Here is a 19,329-nt window from a genome sequence, read left to right on the forward strand (position 1 = left end):
ACGAGGCCCGACATCCGCAGCCATTTCGATTCCGACGAGTTGATGAACTGGTCGAACATGATCTGCGCGCCGTTGGCGAAGTCCCCGAACTGGGCCTCCCAGAGCGTCAGCGCGTTCGGTTCGGCCAGCGAATAGCCATACTCGAAACCGAGCACGGCATATTCCGACAGCATGGAGTCGATGACCTCGTACCGCGCCTGGCCGGGGCGGATGTGGTTCAGGGGATAGTAGCGTTCCTCGGTGGTCTGATCGACCCAGCCGGAATGGCGCTGCGAGAAGGTGCCGCGCGTGCAGTCCTGGCCGGCGAGCCGCACCGGGAAGCCTTCGACCTGGAGCGAGCCGAAGGCCAGCGCCTCGGCCGTCGCCCAGTCGAAGCCTTGACCTTTTGCAAACATTTCCCGCTTTGCTTCCAGCTGACGGGCCACGGTCTTGTGAATATCGAACCCTTCCGGCACCCGGGTCAGCGCGGCCCCGACCTCGGCCAGGGTCTCGGCCTTGATCCATGTCTCGCCGCGCTGGTAGTTGTTCAGGTCCTTGGTGGCCAGGTTCTTCCAGCGGCCGTCCAGCCAATCGGCCTTGTTCGGCAGGAAGGCCTTGCCGGCCTCGAATTCCTCGTTGAGCCGGGCCTGGAAGGCGGCCTTCATGTCCTCGATCTCGCCGGCCGAGATCAGGCCGTCGGCCACCAGCCGTTCGGTATAAAGTTGCAGCGTGGTCTTCTGCTTGCGGATGCGGTTGTACATCGCGGGGTTGGTGAACATCGGCTCGTCGCCTTCGTTGTGACCGAAGCGGCGGTAGCAGAAGATGTCGATGACCACGTCCTTGTGGAACTTCTGGCGGAATTCGGTTGCGACCTTGGCGGCATGGACCACGGCTTCTGGGTCGTCGCCGTTGACGTGGAAGATCGGCGCCTCGACCATCAGCGCGATGTCGGTCGGGTAGGGCGAGGTGCGGCTGAAGGCGGGTGCCGTGGTGAAGCCGATCTGGTTGTTGACGATGATGTGGATGCAGCCCCCTGTCCGGTGGCCCTTGATGCCCGACAGTTGCAGGCATTCGGCCACGACGCCCTGACCCGCGAAGGCCGCGTCGCCGTGCAACAGCACAGGCAGCACCGCGATCCGCTCGGCGGTGTCGTTGAGCTGGTCCTGCTTTGCCCGCGCCTTGCCCAGCACGACAGGGTTCACGGCCTCGAGGTGCGAGGGGTTCGCGGTCAGCGAGAGGTGGACCTTGTTGCCGTCGAACTCGCGGTCGGACGAGGCGCCGAGGTGGTATTTCACGTCGCCCGAGCCGTCCACGTCCTCGGGCTTGTAGGAGCCGCCCTGGAATTCGTGGAAGATCGCGCGGTAGGGCTTCTGCATCACGTTGGCGAGGATGTTCAGCCGCCCCCGGTGCGGCATGCCGATGATGATCTCCTTCACCCCCAGCGCGCCGCCGCGCTTGATGATCTGCTCCATCGCCGGGATCAGCGCCTCGCCCCCGTCAAGACCGAAGCGCTTGGTGCCCATGTACTTGACATGCAGGAACTTCTCGAAGCCCTCGGCCTCCACCAGCTTGTTCAGGATCGCGCGGCGGCCCTGGCGGGTAAAGCTGATCTCCTTGCCGTAGCCCTCGATCCGCTCCTTCAGCCAGGCGGCCTGCTCGGGGTCGGAGATGTGCATGTATTGCAGCGCGAAGGTGCCGCAGTAGGTGCGCTTGAGGATGTCGATGATCTCGCGCATCGAGGCGTGGGTCAGGCCCAGCACGTTGTCGATGAAGATGGGCCGGTCCATGTCGGCCTCGGTGAAGCCGTAGGAGGCGGGGTCGAGCTCGGGGTGGTTGCCGCGTTCGGCCAGGCCCAGCGGGTCGAGATCGGCGGCGAGATGGCCGCGGATCCGGTAGGCGCGGATGATCATCAGCGCGCGGATGGAATCGAGGACGGCACGCTGGATCTGGTCTTCGGTCAACTGGACGCCCGCCTCGGCGGCCTTGGCGGCGATCTTCTGGCTGGCGGCCTTCGCCTCCTTCGCCGGGGGCGGGGCCGCCCATTCGCCGGTCAGCGCGGCGGTCAGGTCGTCGGCGGGCTGCGGCGGCCAGTCGGCGCGCGCCCAGCTGGGGCCTTGCGCGGCGCGCTTGGCGTCGATCTCGCTGTCGCCGAGGGCCTTGAAGAACTCGGCCCATTGCGGGTCGACCGAATTCGGGTCGGCGGCGTGGCGGGCGGCCAGCTGGTCGACGTAATCGGCATTGGCCCCGTCAAGGAAGGACGAGGCGGTGAAGGCGGCGGTGGGGGATTGGTCGGTCATCGCGCGTTTCCTGTTGGGGCGGGGCTACCGCCGAGGGAAAGGCGGGGCGTCCCCCGCCCTGGTCCAGTTCAGCCCTTGATCGCTTTCAGCACGGCCTCGCCGAGCCCGGCCGGGCTGTCGGCCACGACGATCCCGGCGGACTTCATCGCCTCGATCTTCGATCCTGCGTCGCCCTTGCCGCCCGCCACGATGGCGCCGGCGTGGCCCATGCGGCGGCCCGGGGGGGCGGTGCGGCCGGCGATGAAGCCGGCGGTGGGCTTCCAGCGACCGCGTTTCCTTTCGTCGGCGAGGAACTGGGCAGCTTCCTCTTCGGCCGACCCGCCGATTTCTCCGATCATGATGATCGAGTGGGTTTCGGGGTCGGCAAGGAACATCTCGAGCACGTCGATGTGTTCGGTGCCCTTGATCGGGTCGCCGCCGATGCCGACGGCGGTGGTCTGGCCAAGGCCCACGTCGGTGGTCTGCTTCACGGCCTCATAGGTAAGCGTGCCGGACCGCGACACAACCCCGACCGAGCCCTTGGAGAAGATCGAGCCCGGCATGATCCCGATCTTGCATTCGCCGGGGGTCAGGACGCCGGGGCAGTTCGGGCCGATGAGCCGCGACTTCGAATTTATGAGCGCGCGCTTCACTTTCATCATGTCGAGGACCGGGATGCCTTCGGTGATGCACACGATCAGCGGCACTTCGGCGTCGATGGCTTCGAGGATCGAGTCGGCGGCGAAGGGCGGCGGCACGTAGATCGCGGTCGCATCGGCGCCGGTTTTGGCGACGGCCTCGTGGACCGAGTCGAAGACGGGGAGGCCGAGATGCTCGGTCCCGCCCTTTCCGGGGGTCACGCCGCCGACCATTTGCGTCCCATAGGCGATGGCCTGTTCCGAGTGGAAGGTGCCCTGGGAGCCGGTGAAGCCCTGGCAGATGACGCGGGTGTTCTTGTTGACGAGAACGGACATGAGCTTCAGCCTTTCACCGCTTTGACGATCTTCCGGGCGGCATCCGACAGGTCGTCGGCTGCGATGACGTTGAGGCCCGAGTCGTTGATGATCTTCTTGCCCAACTCGACGTTGGTGCCTTCGAGCCGCACCACCAGCGGGACCTTGAGGCCGACTTCCTTGACCGCCGCGATCACGCCCTCGGCGATGATGTCGCAGCGCATGATGCCGCCAAAGATGTTGACCAGGATGCCCTTCACGTTCGGGTCCGAGGTGATGATCTTGAAGGCCTCGGTCACCTTCTCCTTGGTGGCGCCGCCGCCGACGTCAAGGAAGTTGGCGGGCTCGGCGCCGTAAAGCTTGATGATGTCCATCGTGGCCATCGCCAACCCTGCGCCGTTGACCATGCAGCCGATCTCGCCATCAAGCGCGATGTAGTTCAGGTCGAACTTCGACGCGGCGAGTTCCTTGGGGTCTTCCTCGGTCTCGTCACGGAGGGCGGCGATGTCGGGGTGGCGATAGATCGCATTGCCGTCGAAGCCCATCTTGGCGTCGAGGAGGCGCAGCGAGCCGTCCTTCAAGACGCAGAACGGGTTGATCTCCAGCATGTCCATGTCCTTGTCCAGGAACAGCTGGTAGAGCTTCTTCACGATCTGGACGCATTGCTTGACCTGCGCCCCGGTCAGCCCCAGCGCAAAGGCCACGCGGCGACCGTGGAAGTCCTGCAGGCCCGTCGCCGGGTCGATGGTGAAGGTGTGGATCTTCTCGGGCGTTTCATGGGCCACGTCCTCGATTGACATGCCGCCTTCGGTGGAGGCGACGATCGAGATGCGGCTGGATTTGCGGTCGATCAGAAAGGCGAGGTAGAATTCGCGCTCGATGTCCGAACCATCCTCGATGTAGATCCGGTTCACCTGCTTGCCCGCCGGGCCGGTCTGGACGGTGACGAGGGTGCGGCCCAGCATCTGGCGGGCGAACTCGGCGGCTTCGCCGACGCTGCGGGCCAGGCGCACGCCGCCCTTCTCGCCGGCCTCGGGTTCCTTGAAATGGCCCTTGCCGCGGCCCCCGGCGTGGATCTGCGCCTTCACGACCCACAGCGGCCCGTCGAGTTCCCCCGCGGCGGTCTTGGCGTCCTCGGCCTTCAGGACGACACGGCCGTCACTGACCGGTATGCCGTAGCTGCGCAGAAGCTCTTTCGCCTGGTATTCGTGGATGTTCATGGGGCGCCCCTTCACGGCCGGGATTGGTCCGGGTCCTTCTGGCACGGGTTGGCGGTCTCGCCAAACGGCAAATGCCTGTAATGCCGGCAAAATGCCGAGAAAATGAGAGATGTGATCACAGCTTTCAAATGTGTGATCACATGCCTGAAACGTGTGATCACATGGTGGCGGTAACGCCAGAACAGGCTGCGAATCGCCCTTGCCGTGGCCAGATTGACAAGTGTCCGGCGGCTTGCGAAGGCTGACTGGTCACGAAGGAGACCATCATGCCGCGCCCAAGCGCCAACGACATCACCCAGGGAAGCCTGCCGAAGATCAGCCACGGGCGGGGGGTCTATCTGTGGGATGTCGAGGGGCGGCAATACATCGACGGCTCGGGCGGGCCGGCGGTGTTCTCGATCGGGCACGGCGACGCCCGGGTCAACGCGGCGGTGGCGCGGCAGATGGAGAAGGTTGCCTACGGCTACCGCTATCTCTTCACCACCGACCCGCTGGAGGAGATGACCGAGATCATCCGCCAGGCCACGGGGCTGGCCGAGATGGTCTACACGACCTCGGGGTCCGAGGCGGTGGAAAGCGCGGTGAAGATCGCGCTGCAATACCATTACGACAGGGGCGATCCGAAGCGGGTGAAGTTCATCGCGCGGAAGCGGTCCTGGCATGGAAATACGCTGATGGCGACGGCCTTGTCGGGGTTCGAGGAGCGGCAGCGCGCCTTTGCGGGCGCCTTGCCCCAGGTCGGGCGGGTGAGCGCGGCCAATGCCTACCGGCTGCCGGAGGGGGTGAGCCGCGAGGGGCTGGTGGCGCATCTGGCCGCCGAACTGGAGGCAGAGATCCTGCGGCTGGGGCCCGAGACGGTGGCGGCCTTCATCTTCGAGCCGGTGGTGGGCGCGGCCGGCGGAGCGCTGCCCGCGCCGGAAGGCTATGGCAAGGCCGTGGCCGAGGTCTGCCGGCGGCACGGCGTACTTGTCATCTGCGACGAGGTGATGTGCGGCTCGGGCCGCACCGGGGTCTGGCGCGCCTCCGAGGAGGACGGGATCACCGCCGACATCATCACCGTGGCCAAGTCGCTGTCGGGCGGCTATCTGCCGCTGGGGGCGGCGGTCTATACGGCCGAGATCGCCGAGGCGATGGCGAAAGGCCACGGCGGGCCGCTGACGGGACACACCTACACCGGGCACACGGCCTGCCTTGCGGCGGGTGTGGCGGTGCAGAAGATCGTGCGAGAAGAGGGTCTTCTGGCCCGCATCCGCGACAAGGGTCCGCGCTGGCAGGCCGACCTGCGGGCGCGGATGGCGCATCTGCCCCGGGTCGGCGATGTGCGGGGGCGCGGCTATTTCATCGGGGTCGAGATCGTGGCGGATCCCGAGACCAAGGCTCCGTTCGATGCCGCGCTGGGCGTCAACGGCCGGATCCGCGCCGAGGGGCTGCGGCGGGGCCTGATCTGCTATCCCTCGGGCGGCAACGTGGACGGCGCGGCTGGGGATACGGTGATCCTCGCGCCGCCGTTCAATGCGACGGACGGCGAGCTGGACGAGATCGCCGACAAGCTGGTCGCAACGCTGGAGACCGTGATCGCCGGCCTGCCCGGCTGAACGCAGTCAGTTCAGGAAGACCGCGAACAGCATCGCGTCGCCCTGGATGAAATCCTCAAAGTCGCGCCAGGATTGCAACGACATCAGCGGCCCCTTCTCGGCGTAAGGCAGCAGGCCCTCGCCCTGGATGAAGGTGACAAGGTCGATGGCGGGCGGATCTTCGAAGGCGCGTCTCAGGTTGATCCCGGCCTCGGCCCCGAAGCGCCAGTGCGGGAGCAGCACCTCGCCCTTGAGCACCTTCTCGGCGTCAGCCAGCACCGCCTGCCAGCGTTCGCCGGTGCCGGGCGGCATCCTGAGGCCAAGTCCCGAGGTCTGGCGGTCGTTCGGCACCCATTCGCCTGTGTCGTCGGTCTCGATCGCGACGAGGGACCAGAAGCGGCGGTTCTCCTGGATCATCGCCAGGAGATGGCCATGGGCATCCTGCGCAAGGCCCTTGTCGGGCGTGTTCGAAAGGGCGTGCAGGACCATTGCCGCCCGGTCCACCTGACGGCCGAACATCATGTCCATTGCATTGCGGGGTGGGGTTGTGCCCCAGAAGGCGTAGATCTGCTGCGACGAGTCGATCACCCGCTGGATCGCGGGTTCGGGGTCGTATGCCAGCGCGGTCGAGGCGAAGCCGGACAGGAAATGGGTGTAGGCCGACAGCCATGCGGCGTCGGCGGTGTCGAAGGTGATGACCGGATCCTCGACCCGGACGCCCATGCCGCGACCGCCGCCGAGGGCCATGCCGGTGACTTCGGCGAGGCTTTCTCCGGCTTCGCGGGTGCCGTTGGCGTTGATGTCGAACCAGAGGTCGCTGATGCGGACCGGCAGCGAAAACTCCTGGTCGCCAAGCTGCGCCAGGGCCGTGCGGGCAGCGTCCATTTCGGCGTCGAGGTTGCGGATGAGGGCGGTGAAGTCGGCGGCCTGGAAGGGGATGGCGTCGGGGTTCTCGGGGATCGGCAGGCGGAGGATCGGGAGTTCGGACCAGTCGGCCTTGACCCCGGTCTTCCAGCGCAACTGCAGGGCTTGTTCGACGCCGCCGAGGAAGTGGAGACCGGCCAGCGCGAAGAGCTCTTCGCTGGTGGGGGAGGGGAGCGCAGCGAGGCGGGATTCGGTCGCCTGCAGGCCGGTGCTGGCGATCTCCTGGCTTATCGTCTCGGCGGTGACGGGAGTGGCGAGGAGCAGGGCGAGGGCAAGTGCGCGCATGGGGGACTCCGGTTTCCGCACAAGTGTGGGCGGGCCTGCGGCGCGGCGCAAGGTGGGGAAGCCCTCAGGTCGCGGACCACAGGACCTGCCCGCGCGGCAGGAGTGTCGGGAGGCGGGTGGGGGTGAAACCTGCTGCGGCGATGGTGTCTCGAACGGCGGCTTCGGCGACGTGATAGGGCGGGCGGTCGGGGTGAGTGACGACGCCGTCGGGCTGGCGGGTGGCGCCGGGGGCATCGGAGAGGAAGACCGTGAACAGGGTCGCGCGGAGGTTCGGGAAGCGGCGGAGGTTCCGCAACGCCGTGGCGAGGTCGGCATGGGGCAGGTGGGTGAAGACGCCGAAGGCGATGGCCAGCGTGATCGTGTCGGGGATGCCGGGGTAGGCGAAGGCGGCGTCCTCGATCAGGTGGTCGAGCGGCAGGCGGTCGGGGTCGGGGAGTTCGCTGAGCCGTCCGTGCTGCATCAGGGCGAGGGAGGCGTCGGTGCCCCAGTAGTGGCCGGGATCGAGGAAGGGGACGGCCTTGTGGCCGAGCCGGAGCGCGCCGCAGCCGATGTCGAGGAGGTGGTCCTCGGGCGTCATGCCCTGGGCGAGGAGGGCGGCCATCTGGACGCGAGCGGTTTCGTCCCAGCGGCCGCCGACGATGTCGCGGTGGCGGCCCCTGGCGATGGCCTCGTCATAGAAACCGGGGGCGAGGTAGGGGGATGTCGGTCTTTGCGAGGGGGGGCGGGTCAGGCCTTGGGGTCCTTCTTCGCGGCGGCGGCAGCCTTCATGCGGGCGAGGAGTTGTTCGGGCGTTTCGCGCGGGGGCTTCACCGACTTGGGCGCGCCCTTCTGGGCATGGTCGGGGCCGCGGAGCGTGCTGCGGGAGCCCTTGGGGTTGCCGGATTTCGAATAGTCCATCGGGGCGCCTCCGAGGCTGTGGGTCTGGAAGGGGGATGCCGGATTTGTGGCGGCGGGGCAAGGGGTGCGTGTGTGTCCACGGTGGACAAATCCAGAGATGTGAATGATTCCAAAAGGTTGAGATTTTCCATTAGGGCTTTGTTAGGCATCCTGGATCGAGTGTTCGGGGCTTCCCTTCGCGCCTCGCTCCCCATCCCTCCTCTGCCCCGCTCCCCATCCCTCCCCCACCCGGGGGAGGGAGGCGCGTCGCGGGAGAGCCGGGTACGGGCGGGGTCGCCGGTGGTGTCGGTCTGAAACCCGATCGGCGGGCGAGAACGGGCAGCAGGGCATGCATCCCCGGGGTGCCGGTCCCGAAGGCGGAACCGGATGCGATCAGTTCAGGAACACCATCATCAGCCCGGCATCGCCGCCCATCAGCGCCTCGAACCGGCGCAGGCTTGTGGCGGTCACCACGGGGCCGTGTTCCAGGTAGGGGACGGCGGCCCAGCCCTGCGCCCAGCCGATGATCGACATGGGCGCGGGGTCGTCGAACATGCGGCCGAGGTTGATGCCCTGGCCGGTGGGCCCGCGCCAGTAGGGGATCAGGAGACGGCCCTGAAGGAGGGCTTCGCCATCGGCCAGGACGCCGAGCCAGGTGTCGCCGGTGCCCGCAGGCAGTTCGAGGCCAAGCGCGGAAGTCTGGCGGTCGTTCGGGATCCATTCGAGGGTATTGTCGGTCTCAAGCGCGACAAGGGACCAGAAGCGGCGGTTCTCGGCGATCATCGACAGGAAATGATCCTTGGCGGCTGTCGCTCGGGCGGCATCGGGGGGCTGGTTCACCGCGCCTTCCAGCATGGCGAAGGCGTCGAGAAACTGTCCGAAGGAGGCATCGAAGCTGTAGTTTCCGGGACTTGGCGGTGCCACCCTGATCGCGGCGCGGGCGGCGATGACGCGGTCGATGCTGGCCGCGGGGTCGTAGGCGAGGACGGTGTTCGCCACGCCGGACATCACATGCGTGTAGGCCGCAAGCCAGGCCGCATCGGCGGCGTCGAAGCGGACGGTCAGGGGCGGCGCGGCGGGGTCGGGCGCCTGCCATTGCCAGCCGAGAAGGACCGGGCCGAGAATGGCCACGGCGTCCTCTTCAGGCTCGCGGGTGCCGTTCAGGTTGATGTCGAATCAGAGGTCCGAGAAGGTGATTTCCAGGCCGAAGTCTTCGCCCGGCGGCAGGGTGGCCAGGGCGGCGCGGGCGGCGGCCATGTCGGCGTCGATGCCGGCGAAAACCTGGCTGACCACTGCGCCGCTGAACGGCTCGGGCGCGGGGTTGGGCGGCACGGGCAGGCGCAGGAACGGCAGGCCCAGCGCATCGCCCACGTTGCCGGTGGCCTGATCGGCCCCGCTGCGCCACTGCATCTGAAGGGCGCGTTCGACGGAACCCAGGAAATGCAGCCCGCCGATGGCGAAGATGTCTTCGAGCGCGGGTTCGGGCTGGGCCTTGAGCCGGGCAAGCGTGGGGGCGATGCCTTTGGCGCCGATCTCCTCGGACAGGGTCTGGGCAGCGGAAGGGCTGGCGAGGGCGAGGAAGGCGAAGAGGACAGCTTTCATGGGCAACGGCCTTTAACTGGGACAGAAACGCAGAATGCGCAGCCGGGGGCTGCGCATTCAAGGTCAGGTTTGTCACATAGGCTCAGGCGAGCGTCGGGTCGATGCCCTTGCAGGCGGTCACGAGGCCCTTCACCGCATCGACCGACTTGTCGAACATGGCCTTTTCGGTGGCGTCGAGTTTCACCTCGACCACACGTTCCACCCCGCCCGCGCCGATGATGACCGGGACGCCGACGTAAAGGCCGTCAAGCCCATAGGCGCCCTTGACATGGGCGGCGCAGGGCAGAAGGCGCTTCTGGTCCTTGAGGTAGGCTTCGGCCATCTCGACGGCCGAGGCCGCGGGGGCGTAGAAGGCCGAGCCGGTTTTCAGCAGGCCCACGATCTCGGCCCCGCCGTCGCGGGTGCGCTGGACGATGGCGTCGAGTTTTTCTTGTGTGGTCCAGCCCATCGCCACGAGGTCGGGCAGCGGGATGCCGCCGACGGTGGAGTAGCGGACCGACGGGACCATCGTGTCGCCGTGGCCGCCGAGGACGAAGGCGGTGACGTCTTTCATCGAGACGTTGAACTCGATCGCGAGGAAGTGGCGGAAGCGGGCCGAGTCGAGCACGCCGGCCATGCCGATCACCTTGTTGTGCGGCAGGCCCGAGAATTCGCGCAGCGCCCAGACCATGGCGTCGAGCGGGTTGGTGATGCAGATCACGAAGGCGTTCGGGGCATGGGCCTTGATGCCTTCGCCGACCGACTTCATCACCTTGAGGTTGATGCCGAGCAGGTCGTCACGGCTCATCCCCGGTTTGCGGGGGACGCCGGCGGTGACGATGCAGACATCGGCCCCGGCAAGGTCGGCATAGTCGTTCGTGCCCTTGAGCGCGGCATCGAAGCCCTCGACCGGGCCGGATTGCGCGATGTCCAGCGCCTTGCCCTGCGGCGTGCCCTCGGCGATGTCGAACAGGACGACATCGCCCAGTTCCTTGAGCGCGATCAGGTGCGCAAGCGTGCCGCCGATCTGACCGGCGCCGATGAGGGCGATCTTGGGTCTGGCCATGGGAGCCTCCGTTGGGATTAATCGAGGGTGTGGGTAGCGGCTAATGGCGCGACTGTCCAGCCTTCGGGCAGTTTTGGTATACTATTGTATGCAGAATTTTCCGCCTTTCGGGTCGGCGCGGAAGGGGTTAGCGGTAACGCTGGCGGAGGGCGCGATGGAAGGTCTGGGTTTCTGGGTGGCGGCGGTGGTCGCGGCGGCCCTGGTGGGGATGGGCAAGGGCGGCGTTCCGGTGGTGGGCATGCTGGGGGTACCGGTCCTGGCGCTGGTCATCAATCCGGTGGTGGCGGCGGGGCTGCTGCTGCCGGTCTACATCGTTTCGGATGTCTTCGGGCTGTATGCCTACCGCCATGCCTTCGACCGAAGGGTGCTGGCCATCGTGGTGCCGGGGGCGGTGATCGGGATCGGCATCGGCTGGGCGACGGCGAGCCTGGTCAGCGAGGCGGCGGTGACGCTGGTCGTGGGTGCGATCGGTCTTGCCTTCGCGCTGAACATCCTGGCGCGCAAGCCGGTGGCGGCAAGCCCGAAGCGGGCCGAGGTGGCGCCGGGCCTGTTCTGGGGCGCCGTGACGGGGTTCACCAGCTTTGTCAGCCACGCGGGGGCGCCGCCCTGGCAGGTCTACACGCTGCCCCTGGGGTTGCCGAAGGCGGTTTTTGCGGGGACGACGACGATCGCCTTCGCGATCATCAACGCGGTGAAGCTGATCCCCTATTATGCTCTGGGCCAGCTGAACCCGGCGAACCTGAAGGCGGCGGCGGTCCTGGCGCTGCCGGCCATTTTGGCGGTGTTCGCCGGGGTCCGTCTGGTGCAGCTGATGCCGGAACGGCTGTTTTTCCGGCTGGTGGTCTGGGCGCTGGCGCTGATTTCGCTGAAGCTGATCTGGGACGGCGCCCGCGGGCTGATCTGACCCGAAAGCTGCGGTTTCCGCCGGGCGGGGGGTGATCGCGGAGCCGGTGCGTGGCAGCATGATCCTGCGGTGACCGCTGCGCCCCCCACCCTCTCCCTCCCCCGCGAGGGGGGAGGGAAGTGCCCGGGGTCCGGCCCGGAAGGAGAGAACGGATGCTGCCCGATACCGATACGCTTTACGCCAGCCTTGCCGCGCGGGACGGACGGTTCGAGGGGCTGGCCTTCGTCTGTGTGGCGACCACCGGGATCTTCTGCCGGATGACCTGCCCGGCGCGGACGCCGTTGCGGCGGAACGTGGTATTCAGGCCTTCGGTCGAGGATGTCCTTTCAGCGGGCTTTCGGGCCTGCAGGCGGTGCCGGCCTCAGGCGGGATCGCCAGCGGCGGGCAGGCCGTCGGTCACCGCCTCGTAGTCCGAGCCCGAGGCCATCAGGCACATCCTGCCATCGGGCAAGGTCATGGTGATCGACCAGGTGCCGGTTTCCGTCGAGGCGTAGACTTCCATCACGGCGGCCTGACCGGCGAGGCCGACCGAGCGGCGCGTCTCGCCGTAGCGGTCGGCGAGCAGCGCGGTCACGGCCTCGCGGCTGTCGCATTGCGGGGCGCCGTGGGCGATGTCGGCGGCGGCGAGCATCGCGGCGAGGCCGAAGGAGAGGGCGAACATCTCTTGGGTCATGAGCGGGCCTTTCTGGCGGTCTGGATGCGTGAAAGGCTGCCGGTCCTGGGCTGACAGGCGGTTAACACGGCGTTCCCGCGCTGCGGTTGCCAAGGGATTTCTGCGCTGCGGCAGATTTCATCTTGCCGTTTGTGTCTGATCCGTGTTTTCAAGCGCAAGAATGTTGCGCTGAGGTGAGTCGTGACCCGTCCCTATCGCTCTGTCCTGTACATCCCGGCCGCGCGCGAGCGGGCGCTGGAGAAGGCCCGGGAGCTGGCGGCCGACGCGATCATCTTCGATCTGGAGGATGCCGTGTCGCCCGAGGAGAAGGGGCGGGCGCGGGAGTTGCTGGCCCATGTCCTGCGGGAAGCGGATTACGGCGCGCGGGCACGGATCGTGCGGGTGAACGGCCTTGGCACCGAGTGGGTCGCGGGCGACCTGGCGGCGTTCGGCGACCATCCGGGGGTGGATGCGGTGCTGCTGCCCAAGGTTAACGCCCCTGCGGACCTGGACGCGGTGGCCGACAGGGTGCGCGTGCCGCTCTGGGCGATGCTGGAGACGGCGAAGGGCTGCCTGAACGCGGCTGCCATTGCGGCGCATCCCCGGCTGGAGGGGATGGTGATGGGCACCAACGACCTGGCCAAGGAACTGGGCGCGCGGTTCCGGTCCGACCGGCTGCCGCTGCTGGCGGGGCTGGGCGCCTGTATCCTGGCGGCGCGGGCCGAGGGGCGCATCATCGTGGACGGAGTGTTCAACGCCTTCAAGGACGAGGCGGGGCTGCGTGCCGAATGCGAGCAGGGCCGCGACATGGGGTTCGACGGCAAGACGCTGATCCATCCGGCGCAGCTGGAAATCGCCAACGAGGTCTTTGCTCCCAGCGAGGAGGAGGTCGCGCTGGCGCGGCGGATGATCGCGGCCTATGCCGAGGCGCGGGCGCGGGGCGAGGGGGTGGCGGTCGTGGACGGCAGGATCGTCGAGAACCTGCATGTGACGACCGCCGAGGCGCTGATCGGCAAGGCCGAGGCAATTGCGGCGCTGGCGGTTTGAGGGCAGTGTGCGCCTGATGAACCGGCTGGAGGCATCGCATGACACTGATCGTTCTGGGACTGGCGCTGTGGTGGGCGGCACATCTGTGGAAGCGGCTGGCGCCGGCATCGCGGGCGCGGGTCGGCGACCCGGGCAAGGGCATCGTCGCGGTCGGCGTGCTGGCCGGCGTGGTGCTGATGGTCATGGGCTATCGCGGTGTCGGGCACGTCGATCTGTGGTATCCGCCGCGCTTTCTGGTGCATGTGAACAACCTCCTGATGCTGTTCGCCTTCTACCTTTACGCGGCGAGCGGCATGAAGACGCGGATCACCGGCGTGATCCGGCATCCGCAGCTGACGGCGGTCAAGACCTGGGCGGTGGCGCATCTTCTGGTGAACGGCGATCTGGCCTCGGTCGTGCTGTTCGGCGGGCTTCTGGCCTGGGCGGTGGTGGAGGTCATCCTGATCAACCGCGCCGAGCCGCGACCCGCGCCGCCGGCGCCTGCCTCGATGGGCAAGGAAGCGGGCGCCGTGATCGGGGCCGTTGTGGTGATGGGCGTGGTGATGCTGATCCACAACTGGCTGGGCGTGCCGCCCTGGGGCTGAGGCAGGACCGGGGGTTTCACACCCCCCAGCCCATTGGTTTCTCGAGCCAATGGCGAAACCAAAGGGCTACCCCGTGGGATATTTGCGGACAGATGAAGGGCAATTCCAGGCGAATTGTCAGGGGCTTGGTGAGGGAATGAAGCTTTACCGTTTCTTGAGCGCGGACGACACCTCGGCCTTCTGTCACAAGGTGACGGCGGCCTTGAACAAGGGATGGGAGCTGCATGGCTCGCCCACTTACGCCTTCGACGCGGCCAATGGCGTGATGCGCTGCGGGCAGGCGGTGGTGAAGGAAGTGGCGGGCGATTATCACCCGGAGCTGAAGCTGGGCGAGCAATGAAGACCAATCCGGGACGGTTCTTCGAGGACTACCGCCTGGGCGAGGTCATCCGCCATGCGGTGCCGCGCACGGTGGGGGCGGGCGAGCGGGCGCTCTACCATGCGCTCTACCCGGCGCGCGGGGCCTTGTATTCGTCGGACGAGTTCGCGCGGTCGGTGGGGCTGAGGGCCTCGCCGCTGGACGATCTGATCGCCTTCCACACGGTGTTCGGCAAGACGGTGCCCGACATCAGCCTGAACGCGGTGGCGAACCTCGGCTATGCCGAGGGGCGCTGGCTGAGGCCTGTCTGGCCGGGCGACACGCTGCGGTCGGAGAGCGAGGTGATCGGGTTGAAGGAGACCTCGTCGGGGGCGACGGGGGTGGTCTGGGTGCGGACGAAGGGCATCAACCAGCACGGAGATGCAGTGCTGGAGTACGTCCGCTGGGTGATGGTGCGCAAACGCCGGCGGGAGGTCGTGGTGCCGGTCCATGTGCCGGAACTGACAGCGGCGGTTTCGGCTGAGGCGCTGGTGGTGCCCGAGGGGCTGGACTTTTCGCGCTATGACTTCGGGCTAGCGGGGGAGCCGCATCGCTGCGGGAATTACCAGGTCGGCGAGGTGATCGACCATGTCGATGCGGTGACGGTCGAGGAGGCCGAGCACCTGCTGGCGACGCGGCTGTGGCAGAACACGTCGAAGGTGCATTTCGACGTGGGCCAGCGCGAGGACGGGCGGCGGCTGGTCTATGGAGGGCATGTCATCAGTCTGGCCCGCGCGCTGTCGTTCAATGGGCTGGCCAATGCGCAGATGATCGTGGCGCTGAATGCCGGTGCCCATGCGAACCCATGTTTCGCGGGCGATACGGTCCGGGCCTGGTCGGAGGTGCTGGACCGGGCGGAGACCTCGGTCCCCTCGGTCGGCGCCTTGCGGCTGCGGCTTGTGGCGACGAAAGGCCGGGTGGGCGAGTTGCGCGGGCCGGACGGGAAATACCTGCCGGAGGTGCTCTTGGACCTCGACTGCTGGGCACTTGTGCCGATGTGAGTCGGGTGCTCGCACCAGGTGTGATCACGCCCAGAAAATTTGTGATCGCAAACGCCAGAAATTCGCCACCGATAGCGACAACATGTTGCAGTTGCGGCAATCCGCGCGTGACATGGGCGAAATCCGCGCTATGCAGAGGAACGAGTGACAGCCTGGCGCCGGTCTTCGGGCGGCGCCGCCAGACGTGAGGACGGACCATGGCAGACGCAAAGCGCCCCCCCGTGCAGGTCGCGCGACCCCTGTCGCCACACCTTCAGATCTATCGCTGGCAGGTGCCGATGCTGACCTCTATCCTGACGCGGATCACCGGGCACGCGCTGATCGCCGGTGTGGTGCTGGGCGTGTGGTGGCTGCTGGCGGCGGCGACCTCGGAGGCCTATTTCGCCACGGCGAACGCGGTGGCAACCAGCTGGTTCGGCGATCTGGTGTTCACCGGCTCGCTCTGGGCGGTGTGGTATCACTACCTGGCAGGCCTGCGGCATCTTTACTACGACGCCGGCAAGGGTCTGGACATTCCCACGGCGGAAAAGCTGGGCTGGGCCTGTATCATCGGCTCGATCGTGCTGACTGTGATCACAATTCTTCTGGTACGGTGAGGCTGCCATGCGCTACATCACTCCCCGCAAGCGTGCCGAGGGTCGCGGAGCGGCCCATGCCGGGACCGAGCATCACTGGTCGATGACGGTTTCCTCGGTCGGCCTGGCCTTTCTCGTGCCGGTCTGGCTCTATGTCTTCGGCCGGGCGCTGGGCCAGAGCCGCGAGGCGGTGGTCCAGACTTTCGGCAGCCCCTTCCCGGCGATTCTGACGGCGCTGGTCCTCGTCGTGGGCATGCGGCATTTCGCCATGGGGGCGACAACGATGATCGAGGATTATGCCCGGGGCACGGCACGGAAGATGCTGATCATCTTCGTCATCTCGCTGGCCTGGGTGATCGCCGCGACGGGGCTGTTCGCCCTGGCCCGCATGGCGCTGTAGACCATGTCCGAATACACCGACTACATGATCTACCAGACCAGCGCCCGGGGGCTTGAGCAGTTGCGCGCCGAGGTTGCCGCGCTGGCTCCGCCGGGAACCGTGATCTATCCGCTGACCAGCGGGACCGGTGATGGGCCGGACGCTGCGGCAGCAAGGCTGACGGGTGCGCCGGTCTGGGTGGCGCTGATGTCGCCGGAGCTTTCGGCCGGGTTCAACCCGAGCCGTGGCGGGAAGCTGGCCTCGATTCAGGTGCTGGAGGATTTCGCGTCCTGGCGCATCGAGGCGCGGTGCGGCGGGCAGGAGCCGGTCGTGCTGTATCTTGGCGGACCCGACGGCTATGCGGCGGACTGGTTCGGTTACAACGATCCGGGCTTCAAGAGCCTGACGTCCGCGCTGACCAGCGCCGAGGTGACCGCGTTGCAGGCCTGTTTCGACCTGCCTGCGGCAGAACTGGTCCCGCTGATGGCCTATGGCCGGGTGTGGGATTTCCTGACCGCGATCGATGCCCCGTCCATGCAGATGGCCGATCAGGGGCTGATCGCGCCTGAGGACTTTCCCGACACCCTGCCCATCGCCTTTGCGTGGGAAATATGGCCCGAAACCTACGACCAGGACATGTGATGACCGCCTATCCATATGAAGTGCATGACTATGATGTCGTTGTGGTGGGGGCCGGCGGCGCGGGCCTGCGCGCGACACTGGGAATGGCCGAACAGGGGCTGCGGACGGCCTGCGTGACCAAGGTGTTCCCGACCCGCAGCCACACGGTGGCCGCGCAGGGTGGCATCGCGGCCAGCCTTGGCAACATGGGGCCGGACCACTGGCAGTGGCACATGTATGACACGGTGAAGGGCTCGGACTGGCTGGGCGACACCGATGCCATGGAATACCTCGCGCGCGAGGCGCCCAAAGCGGTCTACGAGCTGGACCACTACGGCGTGCCATTCAGCCGCACCGAGGAGGGCAAGATCTACCAGCGCCCCTTCGGCGGGCATACGACCGAGTTCGGCAACGGCCCGCCGGTGCAGCGGACCTGCGCGGCCGCCGACCGGACGGGGCATGCGATCCTGCATACGCTCTATGGACAAAGCCTGAAGAACAACGCGGAATTCTACATCGAGTATTTCGCGATCGACCTGGTCATTACCGATGGCGCCTGCACGGGCGTCGTCGCCTGGAAGCTGGATGACGGCACGATCCATGTCTTCAACGCGAAGATGGTGGTGCTGGCGACGGGCGGCTATGGCCGGGCCTATTTCAGCGCGACCTCGGCCCATACCTGCACCGGCGACGGCGGCGGGATGGTGGCGCGGGCGGGTCTGCCATTGCAGGACATGGAGTTCGTGCAGTTCCACCCGACGGGGATCTATGGCTCGGGCTGCCTGATCACCGAAGGCGCGCGGGGCGAGGGCGGCTATCTGACCAACAGCGCGGGCGAGCGGTTCATGGAGCGCTATGCGCCGCACTACAAGGACCTGGCACCGCGCGACTATGTCAGCCGTTGCATGACGCTGGAAATCCGCGAGGGGCGCGGCGTGGGGCCGAACAAGGACCACATCCACCTGAACCTGTCGCACCTGCCGCGCGAGTCGCTGGAACTGCGCCTGCCCGGCATCACGGAATCGGCGCGGATCTTCGCGGGCGTGGACCTGCACAAGGAGCCGATCCCGGTGCTGCCGACGGTGCATTACAACATGGGCGGCATCCCGACGAACTATTGGGGCGAGGTGCTGAACCCGACGAAGGACGACCCCGACGCGATCTTCCCGGGCCTGATGGCGGTGGGCGAGGCGGGCTGTGCCTCGGTCCACGGCGCGAACCGGCTGGGGTCGAACAGCCTGATCGACCTCGTGGTCTTCGGCCGGGCGGCGGCGATCCGCGCGGGTCAGGTCGTGGACCGGGCCGCCCCGGTTCCCGCGACGAACAAGACCGAGGTGGACAGGGCGCTGGACCGGTTCGACGCGCTGCGCCATGCGAACGGAGCAATCCCGACGGCCGAGTTGCGGCTGGAGATGCAGCGCACGATGCAGGCCGATGCGGCGGTGTTCCGTGCCGAGGAGACGCTGGCTGCGGGCGAGCGCAAGATGACCGAGATCGCGGGCAGGATGGGCGATCTGAAGGTCACGGACCGCAGCCTGGTCTGGAACAGCGACCTGATGGAGACGCTGGAACTGACCAACCTCATGCCGAACGCGCTCGCCACGATCTATGCCGCCCATGCCCGCACCGAAAGCCGCGGTGCCCATGCACATGAGGACCATCCGCACCGCGACGACGCGAACTGGCGCAAACATTCGCTGGCCTGGGTGGACGGCAACCGGGTCAGGCTTGACTACCGGCCAGTCCACACCGACCCTCTGACGACGGAAGCCGAGGGCGGTATCGCCTTGGCCAGGATCGCCCCGGCGGAAAGGAAGTTCTGATGCGCGCCCTGGCCGTTTCGCTTGCCGCTGTCCTTGGTCTTGCCGCCTGCGATCCGGCGGAACTGGTGCAGGACACGCTGAAGCGGACGGCCCATACGGTGGTGTTCCCGGTGGTCAACATCGACATGCCGGCGGAACCGGCGCGGAAGGCCACGAAATGCATCCTCGATGCGGCCAGCGAGGACGAGCTTCGGCTTCTGGCGCGCGACGTCGGCGTCGAGGCCGGAACCGCGACCAAGGCGACGATCCGGCAGATCGCGCTGCGCCCTGCGGCACAGGCCTGCTTTGCCGCCAATGGCATTCCTCCGGTCCGGTGACAGGATGAAACGGCTGCTGCATCCCGCCCTGTCCGTTGCCGCCCTGCTTGCCCTGACCGCATGCGGCCCGATGTCGCTGGCCGAGGCCGAGCGGCAATGCTTCGAGCGCGCCCGCCTGGCCAAGCAGCCGCGGGGGGAGGTTTCGGTCGGCGTCGCCTCGGGGGGGCGCAAGTCAGCCGGCCTGGAACTGAACATCAGCTCGGACTACCTGATGGGCCGCGACCCCTCGGCCGTCTACGAAAGCTGCGTGATGCAGAAGGCCGGCGAACCGCCGAGCCGCCCCCTTTATGCAAGACCCGACTGGAAAGGCTGAGACATGGTCCAGTTCTCGCTC

General features: G+C 67.3%; 23 protein-coding genes. 13 read left to right on the top strand and 10 right to left on the bottom strand.

Annotation, left to right across the window (positions count from 1 at the left end; all coding sequences use genetic code 11):
• The 3 genes from ACK4IU_RS02750 to sucC all read right to left on the bottom strand — a co-directional run.
• Positions 1 to 2,276: 2-oxoglutarate dehydrogenase E1 component (locus tag ACK4IU_RS02750; protein ID WP_409731373.1), on the bottom strand; the 2,276-nt coding region annotated here is incomplete at its 3' end.
• Positions 2,277 to 2,344: 68 nt separating this feature from the next.
• Positions 2,345 to 3,229, bottom strand: a complete 885-nt coding sequence (gene sucD, locus ACK4IU_RS02755; RefSeq protein ID WP_409731376.1) for a succinate--CoA ligase subunit alpha — start codon at positions 3,227 to 3,229, stop codon at positions 2,345 to 2,347.
• A 5-nt stretch (positions 3,230 to 3,234) separates the two neighbouring features.
• The gene (gene sucC / locus ACK4IU_RS02760; RefSeq protein WP_409731379.1) at positions 3,235 to 4,428 is read right to left on the bottom strand and encodes an ADP-forming succinate--CoA ligase subunit beta; all 1,194 of its coding nucleotides are present in this window, start codon (positions 4,426 to 4,428) and stop codon (positions 3,235 to 3,237) included.
• Between the two features lie 266 nt (positions 4,429 to 4,694).
• Here sucC and ACK4IU_RS02765 point away from each other — a divergent pair, with 266 nt between their 5' ends.
• Positions 4,695 to 6,023: an aminotransferase class III-fold pyridoxal phosphate-dependent enzyme gene (locus tag ACK4IU_RS02765; RefSeq protein WP_409731382.1), complete on the top strand. Its 1,329-nt coding sequence runs from the start codon at positions 4,695 to 4,697 to the stop codon at positions 6,021 to 6,023.
• A 6-nt stretch (positions 6,024 to 6,029) separates the two neighbouring features.
• Here the strand turns inward: ACK4IU_RS02765 and ACK4IU_RS02770 are convergent, their stop codons facing one another.
• The 6 genes from ACK4IU_RS02770 to mdh all read right to left on the bottom strand — a co-directional run bounded on the left by ACK4IU_RS02770 (position 6,030) and on the right by mdh (position 10,734).
• Positions 6,030 to 7,211 (bottom strand): hypothetical protein, encoded by a 1,182-nt coding sequence (locus tag ACK4IU_RS02770; protein ID WP_409731385.1) that lies wholly within the window; start codon positions 7,209 to 7,211, stop codon positions 6,030 to 6,032.
• A 64-nt stretch (positions 7,212 to 7,275) separates the two neighbouring features.
• Positions 7,276 to 7,812 carry a class I SAM-dependent methyltransferase gene (locus ACK4IU_RS02775; protein ID WP_409731387.1) on the bottom strand — a complete coding sequence of 179 codons (537 nt, stop codon included), beginning with the start codon at positions 7,810 to 7,812 and terminating at the stop codon, positions 7,276 to 7,278.
• Positions 7,813 to 7,937: 125 nt separating this feature from the next.
• Positions 7,938 to 8,108, bottom strand: coding sequence for a hypothetical protein (locus tag ACK4IU_RS02780; RefSeq protein ID WP_409731390.1), 171 nt, complete (start codon positions 8,106 to 8,108; stop codon positions 7,938 to 7,940).
• 372 nt (positions 8,109 to 8,480) lie between these two features.
• On the bottom strand, positions 8,481 to 9,218 hold the full coding sequence (locus ACK4IU_RS02785) for a hypothetical protein (RefSeq protein ID WP_409731393.1): 738 nt from the start codon (positions 9,216 to 9,218) through the stop codon (positions 8,481 to 8,483).
• 45 nt (positions 9,219 to 9,263) lie between these two features.
• On the bottom strand, positions 9,264 to 9,689 hold the full coding sequence (locus tag ACK4IU_RS02790) for a hypothetical protein (protein ID WP_409731396.1): 426 nt from the start codon (positions 9,687 to 9,689) through the stop codon (positions 9,264 to 9,266).
• Positions 9,690 to 9,771: 82 nt separating this feature from the next.
• Positions 9,772 to 10,734: a malate dehydrogenase gene (mdh, locus tag ACK4IU_RS02795; RefSeq protein WP_409731399.1), complete on the bottom strand. Its 963-nt coding sequence runs from the start codon at positions 10,732 to 10,734 to the stop codon at positions 9,772 to 9,774.
• Positions 10,735 to 10,888: 154 nt separating this feature from the next.
• Between mdh and ACK4IU_RS02800 the strand changes: the two genes are divergently transcribed.
• Together ACK4IU_RS02800 and ACK4IU_RS02805 are read left to right on the top strand one after the other, a co-directional pair.
• Complete coding sequence (locus tag ACK4IU_RS02800; protein ID WP_409731402.1) at positions 10,889 to 11,638, top strand: sulfite exporter TauE/SafE family protein; 750 nt, start codon at positions 10,889 to 10,891, stop codon at positions 11,636 to 11,638.
• Between the two features lie 152 nt (positions 11,639 to 11,790).
• Positions 11,791 to 12,048 (top strand): Ada metal-binding domain-containing protein, encoded by a 258-nt coding sequence (locus ACK4IU_RS02805; protein ID WP_409731405.1) that lies wholly within the window; start codon positions 11,791 to 11,793, stop codon positions 12,046 to 12,048.
• Here the strand turns inward: ACK4IU_RS02805 and ACK4IU_RS02810 are convergent.
• Complete coding sequence (locus ACK4IU_RS02810) at positions 12,000 to 12,311, bottom strand: hypothetical protein (RefSeq protein ID WP_409731407.1); 312 nt, start codon at positions 12,309 to 12,311, stop codon at positions 12,000 to 12,002. The genes ACK4IU_RS02805 and ACK4IU_RS02810 overlap by 49 nt on opposite strands.
• Before the next feature lie 180 nt (positions 12,312 to 12,491).
• Between ACK4IU_RS02810 and ACK4IU_RS02815 the strand changes: the two genes are divergently transcribed.
• The 10 genes from ACK4IU_RS02815 (at position 12,492) to ACK4IU_RS02860 (ending at position 19,308) form a co-directional block, all read left to right on the top strand.
• Positions 12,492 to 13,337 (top strand): HpcH/HpaI aldolase/citrate lyase family protein, encoded by an 846-nt coding sequence (locus tag ACK4IU_RS02815; RefSeq protein WP_409731410.1) that lies wholly within the window; start codon positions 12,492 to 12,494, stop codon positions 13,335 to 13,337.
• 38 nt (positions 13,338 to 13,375) lie between these two features.
• Positions 13,376 to 13,921, top strand: a complete 546-nt coding sequence (locus ACK4IU_RS02820; RefSeq protein ID WP_409731413.1) for an NnrU family protein — start codon at positions 13,376 to 13,378, stop codon at positions 13,919 to 13,921.
• 136 nt (positions 13,922 to 14,057) lie between these two features.
• The gene (locus ACK4IU_RS02825) at positions 14,058 to 14,261 is read left to right on the top strand and encodes a DUF1737 domain-containing protein (protein ID WP_149588038.1); all 204 of its coding nucleotides are present in this window, start codon (positions 14,058 to 14,060) and stop codon (positions 14,259 to 14,261) included.
• Positions 14,258 to 15,280 carry a MaoC family dehydratase gene (locus ACK4IU_RS02830; protein WP_409731416.1) on the top strand — a complete coding sequence of 341 codons (1,023 nt, stop codon included), beginning with the start codon at positions 14,258 to 14,260 and terminating at the stop codon, positions 15,278 to 15,280. Before ACK4IU_RS02825 ends, ACK4IU_RS02830 begins: the two co-directional genes overlap by 4 nt.
• Positions 15,281 to 15,477: 197 nt before the next feature.
• Complete coding sequence (gene sdhC, locus ACK4IU_RS02835) at positions 15,478 to 15,876, top strand: succinate dehydrogenase, cytochrome b556 subunit (protein WP_409731419.1); 399 nt, start codon at positions 15,478 to 15,480, stop codon at positions 15,874 to 15,876.
• A 7-nt stretch (positions 15,877 to 15,883) separates the two neighbouring features.
• Positions 15,884 to 16,255 carry a succinate dehydrogenase, hydrophobic membrane anchor protein gene (sdhD, locus tag ACK4IU_RS02840; protein WP_409731421.1) on the top strand — a complete coding sequence of 124 codons (372 nt, stop codon included), beginning with the start codon at positions 15,884 to 15,886 and terminating at the stop codon, positions 16,253 to 16,255.
• A 3-nt stretch (positions 16,256 to 16,258) separates the two neighbouring features.
• Positions 16,259 to 16,876, top strand: a complete 618-nt coding sequence (locus tag ACK4IU_RS02845; RefSeq protein ID WP_409731424.1) for a hypothetical protein — start codon at positions 16,259 to 16,261, stop codon at positions 16,874 to 16,876.
• Positions 16,876 to 18,678: a succinate dehydrogenase flavoprotein subunit gene (gene sdhA, locus ACK4IU_RS02850; protein WP_409731427.1), complete on the top strand. Its 1,803-nt coding sequence runs from the start codon at positions 16,876 to 16,878 to the stop codon at positions 18,676 to 18,678. The genes ACK4IU_RS02845 and sdhA overlap by 1 nt, the downstream gene beginning before the upstream one ends.
• Entirely contained in the window at positions 18,678 to 18,995 is a 318-nt protein-coding gene (locus tag ACK4IU_RS02855; protein ID WP_409731430.1) for a hypothetical protein, read from the top strand. Before sdhA ends, ACK4IU_RS02855 begins: the two co-directional genes overlap by 1 nt.
• Before the next feature lie 4 nt (positions 18,996 to 18,999).
• On the top strand, positions 19,000 to 19,308 hold the full coding sequence (locus tag ACK4IU_RS02860; RefSeq protein ID WP_409731432.1) for a hypothetical protein: 309 nt from the start codon (positions 19,000 to 19,002) through the stop codon (positions 19,306 to 19,308).
• The last annotated feature ends 21 nt before the right edge of the window (positions 19,309 to 19,329 follow it).

Origin of the sequence: Tabrizicola flagellatus, assembly GCF_046295235.1 — a bacterium.
GTDB lineage: Bacteria > Pseudomonadota > Alphaproteobacteria > Rhodobacterales > Rhodobacteraceae > Tabrizicola > Tabrizicola flagellata_A.

Bases quoted from the DNA above. Each gene is read 5' to 3' on its own strand.
- sdhC (WP_409731419.1), top strand. From the start codon at position 15,478: ATGGCAGACGCAAAGCGCCCCCCCGTGCAGGTCGCGCGACCCCTGTCG.
- sdhA (WP_409731427.1), top strand. From the start codon at position 16,876: ATGACCGCCTATCCATATGAAGTGCATGACTATGATGTCGTTGTGGTG.
- ACK4IU_RS02770 (WP_409731385.1), bottom strand. From the start codon at position 7,211: ATGCGCGCACTTGCCCTCGCCCTGCTCCTCGCCACTCCCGTCACCGCC.
- ACK4IU_RS02805 (WP_409731405.1), top strand. From the start codon at position 11,791: ATGCTGCCCGATACCGATACGCTTTACGCCAGCCTTGCCGCGCGGGAC.
- ACK4IU_RS02860 (WP_409731432.1), top strand. From the start codon at position 19,000: ATGAAACGGCTGCTGCATCCCGCCCTGTCCGTTGCCGCCCTGCTTGCC.
- sdhD (WP_409731421.1), top strand. From the start codon at position 15,884: ATGCGCTACATCACTCCCCGCAAGCGTGCCGAGGGTCGCGGAGCGGCC.
- sucD (WP_409731376.1), bottom strand. From the start codon at position 3,229: ATGTCCGTTCTCGTCAACAAGAACACCCGCGTCATCTGCCAGGGCTTC.
- ACK4IU_RS02855 (WP_409731430.1), top strand. From the start codon at position 18,678: ATGCGCGCCCTGGCCGTTTCGCTTGCCGCTGTCCTTGGTCTTGCCGCC.
- ACK4IU_RS02790 (WP_409731396.1), bottom strand. From the start codon at position 9,689: ATGAAAGCTGTCCTCTTCGCCTTCCTCGCCCTCGCCAGCCCTTCCGCT.
- ACK4IU_RS02765 (WP_409731382.1), top strand. From the start codon at position 4,695: ATGCCGCGCCCAAGCGCCAACGACATCACCCAGGGAAGCCTGCCGAAG.
- ACK4IU_RS02810 (WP_409731407.1), bottom strand. From the start codon at position 12,311: ATGACCCAAGAGATGTTCGCCCTCTCCTTCGGCCTCGCCGCGATGCTC.
- mdh (WP_409731399.1), bottom strand. From the start codon at position 10,734: ATGGCCAGACCCAAGATCGCCCTCATCGGCGCCGGTCAGATCGGCGGC.
- sucC (WP_409731379.1), bottom strand. From the start codon at position 4,428: ATGAACATCCACGAATACCAGGCGAAAGAGCTTCTGCGCAGCTACGGC.
- ACK4IU_RS02820 (WP_409731413.1), top strand. From the start codon at position 13,376: ATGACACTGATCGTTCTGGGACTGGCGCTGTGGTGGGCGGCACATCTG.
- ACK4IU_RS02845 (WP_409731424.1), top strand. From the start codon at position 16,259: ATGTCCGAATACACCGACTACATGATCTACCAGACCAGCGCCCGGGGG.
- ACK4IU_RS02830 (WP_409731416.1), top strand. From the start codon at position 14,258: ATGAAGACCAATCCGGGACGGTTCTTCGAGGACTACCGCCTGGGCGAG.
- ACK4IU_RS02825 (WP_149588038.1), top strand. From the start codon at position 14,058: ATGAAGCTTTACCGTTTCTTGAGCGCGGACGACACCTCGGCCTTCTGT.
- ACK4IU_RS02780 (WP_409731390.1), bottom strand. From the start codon at position 8,108: ATGGACTATTCGAAATCCGGCAACCCCAAGGGCTCCCGCAGCACGCTC.
- ACK4IU_RS02800 (WP_409731402.1), top strand. From the start codon at position 10,889: ATGGAAGGTCTGGGTTTCTGGGTGGCGGCGGTGGTCGCGGCGGCCCTG.
- ACK4IU_RS02775 (WP_409731387.1), bottom strand. From the start codon at position 7,812: ATGGCCGCCCTCCTCGCCCAGGGCATGACGCCCGAGGACCACCTCCTC.